Here is a 3,727-nt window from a genome sequence, read left to right on the forward strand (position 1 = left end):
GGTAATCCCCCCATTTTTAATGGAGGCTATCTGTAGAATCTTCGTTGTTTAACTTTTCCAGTTTTTGTATGGGGGTTATGCCACCTATCCCCATGTTAGGCCGTTCATTATTATAAGCCCATAACCAATCGGTTGCTTTATCTTGTAACTCACTAATATCACTGTAAATATAATGACTTAGCCAGTCATACCTAACCGTACGATTAAACCGCTCTACATAAGCATTTTGTTGCGGGTTACCTGGTTGAATAAATCGTAATTCAATATTATTATTTAACGCCCACTCTGCTAATTTATGGCTAATATATTCAGGCCCATTGTCACACCTGATAGCTTTTGGCTTTCCACGCCATTCTATAATTTGATTCAGCGAGCGGATAACACGCTCAGCGGGGAGTGATAAGTCAGCATCTATTGTGAGTCCTTCTCGATTGAAATCATCAATCACATTGAACAAGCGACACCCTCTGCCATCAGATAATTGGTCGTGCATAAAATCCATTGACCAACATTCGTTAATGGCATCAGGTACAGCCAATGGCTCAGGCTTCTCCCTTGTTAGACGTTTTCTAGGCTTTATTCGCAGATTCAACTCAAGCTCACGGTAAATACGATAAACGCGCTTATGATTCCACGTGTAGCCTTTAACATTGCGTAAATATAAAAAACATAAACCAAATCCCCAATTACGCTGACATTGGCTTAAATCCAATAGCAACGCTGCAATCTTCTCATTTTCATCAGATAGTTTAGGCGTATAGCGATAGCATGTTTCACTTATCATAAAAGTGCGACAGGCTGAGGCAATACTCATTTTATTTGTGCTAACGACTTCATGTGCCAATACTTTGCGCTCAGAAGCCTTTACCACTTTTTTGTCATTGCCTCTTGAATGACCTCAGATTTTAGCCGCTCTTCAGCATACATTTTCTTTAAACGGCGATTTTCATCTTCAAGCTCTTTCATTCGTGTCATTAAAGACGCATCCATGCCGCCGTATTTAGCGCGCCATTTATAAAAGGTTGAGTTGCCCATGCCATGTTCACGGCATAGCTCAGGAATAGGCACGCCGCTTTCTGCTTGTTTTAAAATAGCGAGGATCTGACTGTCTGTAAAATGTGCTTTTTTCATAATTTTCTCCTGTGTTTACAATAAGAGAAAATTCTACGTTTGGCATCTATTATTTTTAGGGAGGATTACCAAAGCATTTTTCATAAATATAGCTTTATTGAGATATTTTAGAGAAGAGGGAAAAAGTGAGTTATGGTTAAAATTTTATGAAATTGCAAAGTCGATTGCGAAGACATTAGATGAGAGTGAAAACTTGACTAATCAGAAGGCTTTATTTTTACTGTTTGAAAATGAGTCGTCAAAATTATTTGACGTTTTATCAAAGTGGAATGCTGAAGCGAGCTCACCATATTGGATGTATCGAAAAGCGAGTATTCTCGCAGAAATAGGAGAGTGTAATACAGCAAAAGAGAATTTAGACAAGGCGTTAATTAAAGTAAGAAAAAAAATAAATAACTCGCCAATAATATCTAGCTATACAAACCTTTCCCTAGAGTCATACATTCTAACATTACTTGATGAAGTATGTATTTCAATTGAATTTAGAAATAGAATTTATAACGTTGAAAATAAAGAGTATAGCGAGAGGTTAGATGATTTAAAGCAATTTGAATGTAATCCGAGATTGGAAAAGTCTTTACTCGATCTAAATATTAACCACGAACCAGCCATATTAAAATCTGTAACTAAAAGTGGCTTCGATATTGGTAGTAAGCAGACTGTGCAGCATTACATGCTTGATAATAAGGAATATTTAAATGCATTTAGGTTTTTGAGATTCTGCGAAGATGCGGGAATGCCTTTCCGGTTGCCACATGTAGCAATCGCTAAAAGTGGAGCTCAGAGTGCAATAAAGCGACTCTCTTTTGCTGCACCATACTGGTCTATGGTAACAATGATAAGGACTCATGATGAAAAATCTATAGAGTTACTTTTTACCAGAGAATGCTTGTCAGACTATGATTTAGATTTTGTAGATAAACTAGCAAATAAATATCTAACTCTATTAAACCGTTATACAACTGGGAAAGGGTGTTTGTATGAGTATGGTTTATTCTTACCAGAAGCACTATCTAGATTGTGCTGCAAATGTCGTACTGAAACAAAAGATAGAATTTTAGAGCTTCTCATTTTAATTTATAAACAAAAAGCTAAGAATAAAAAGTTCTCAAACATTAGTCAGTTATTTAGAAGGTTATTAAATTCCTATAACCATACAGAGTTGCTTGAAAGGCTACCTGTCTTTGTAGATTTAAGCTATGAATTAGTTTCTGAAGATTATAGTCATTATGATAGATATAGTTTTCCTAACCCGATATCCTATATATCTCTAAAAGAGGATACTAATTTTGGGGGGATAAAAATTAACCCTAAGACTATTACATCTTTGATTGACGTGGTCAACTAAATTCAGTCACCCTAGTTAAGAAACCATATCTAATGTTTCGGTTCGTTCTTCAAAGTCATTTGGGCTTTGATAATTTAAGTACGAATGTAAGCGACGACTGTTGTACCACATGCAGATGTAATTCATTACATCCTGTTGAGCTTCATAACGCGTTGGGTAATTTTTCCAATGCACGCGCTCTTGCTTCAAACTACCGAAGAAGCTTTCTGCAACAGCATTATCCCAGCAACAACCTTTCTTACTCATGCTACCAATGAAGTCGTTTGACTTGAGCAATCTACGATATTGATGGCTTGCATATTGAACCCCTTGATCTGAATGGATAATCAACCCTGCTTTGGGTTGGCGTTGCCACATCGCCATAGTCAGTGCGTCACAGACAAGCTGCGCTTTCATTCGTGAGCCCATGCTCCAACCAACGACTTTACGCGAATATAAATCAATCACTACCGCCAGATATAACCAACCTTCTGCAGTCCAAACATAAGTGATATCTTGTACCCAAGCTTGATCAGCGGCTTCAACGTTGAAGTTTTGCTCAAGTACATTGGGATAAATAGGCTTGTTATGGTCACTATTCGTTGTTACTTTGTATTTCTTTTTATAACGCACCCAGACATTTGCCTCTTTCATTAACTGTGCTGTTTTGTGACGGCTCACCGGAAAACCGAGTGCATTTAAGACTTTCTGAATACGCCTTTCACCGTAAGTATTATCACTGAAGTGCGCTATGTCCTTGACCCAATCAATCATTTCTTGATGTGTTGGATCCTCTGATTTAGTTGAATATCGCTTTTGATAACTATAGTAATTGTTACTTTTTACACCCAGTATTCGGCACATTACCGCCACAGGCCAGGTCTTCTTGTATTGGGTTATGAACGAGTATTTCACTTCGTTTCTTTGGCAAAGAAGACCGTCGCTTTTTTTAATATTTCACGCTCCATTTCTAGGCGTTTCACTTGCGCTTTTAGCTCTCTGATCTCTTCTTGCTCAGGGGTCAAATTACCATTCCCTCTAAAAGCCTGCCCATCATCATTTTCAGCTTCTTTTATCCACCGACCAAGCATGTTGGGATTTACCCCTAAATTTCTAGAGGCTTCTGCTTGAGAGTAGTTTTGCTCAACAACTAATGCGATGGCATCAAGTTTAAATTCTTTGGAATACTTTTTACGTTTTGTCATTATCGATCTCCAGTTAAGTTGATTATCTCTTAACTGGGGTAGTCGAATCCATTAAACCACGTCA

Annotated in this window: 3 protein-coding genes; 1 reads left to right on the top strand and 2 read right to left on the bottom strand. The window is 37.6% G+C overall.

Annotated features, from left to right (window positions below; genetic code table 11):
- Positions 1–16: 16 nt before the first annotated feature.
- Positions 17–1,131, bottom strand: a protein-coding gene (locus L654_RS0104125) for an IS3 family transposase (RefSeq protein WP_139016090.1) whose coding sequence is annotated in 2 segments (ribosomal slippage) — positions 17–879 and positions 879–1,131 — 1,116 coding nt in all. Because the reading frame shifts where the segments join, the coding sequence is not laid out codon by codon here.
- Between the two features lie 97 nt (positions 1,132–1,228).
- Between L654_RS0104125 and L654_RS0104135 the strand changes: the two genes are divergently transcribed.
- Positions 1,229–2,479 (top strand): hypothetical protein, encoded by a 1,251-nt coding sequence (locus tag L654_RS0104135; RefSeq protein WP_024607361.1) that lies wholly within the window; start codon positions 1,229–1,231, stop codon positions 2,477–2,479.
- A gap of 15 nt (positions 2,480–2,494) precedes the next feature.
- On the opposite strand, the gene L654_RS0104140 is transcribed toward L654_RS0104135, so the two are convergent.
- A protein-coding gene (locus tag L654_RS0104140; RefSeq protein ID WP_139016089.1) for an IS3 family transposase occupies positions 2,495–3,663 on the bottom strand; the annotation gives its coding sequence in 2 pieces (ribosomal slippage) (positions 2,495–3,387 and positions 3,387–3,663; 1,170 coding nt in all).
- Positions 3,664–3,727: the final 64 nt, after the last annotated feature.

It is taken from the genome of Pseudoalteromonas sp. TAB23, from assembly GCF_000498075.1.
Classification (GTDB): domain Bacteria; phylum Pseudomonadota; class Gammaproteobacteria; order Enterobacterales; family Alteromonadaceae; genus Pseudoalteromonas; species Pseudoalteromonas arctica.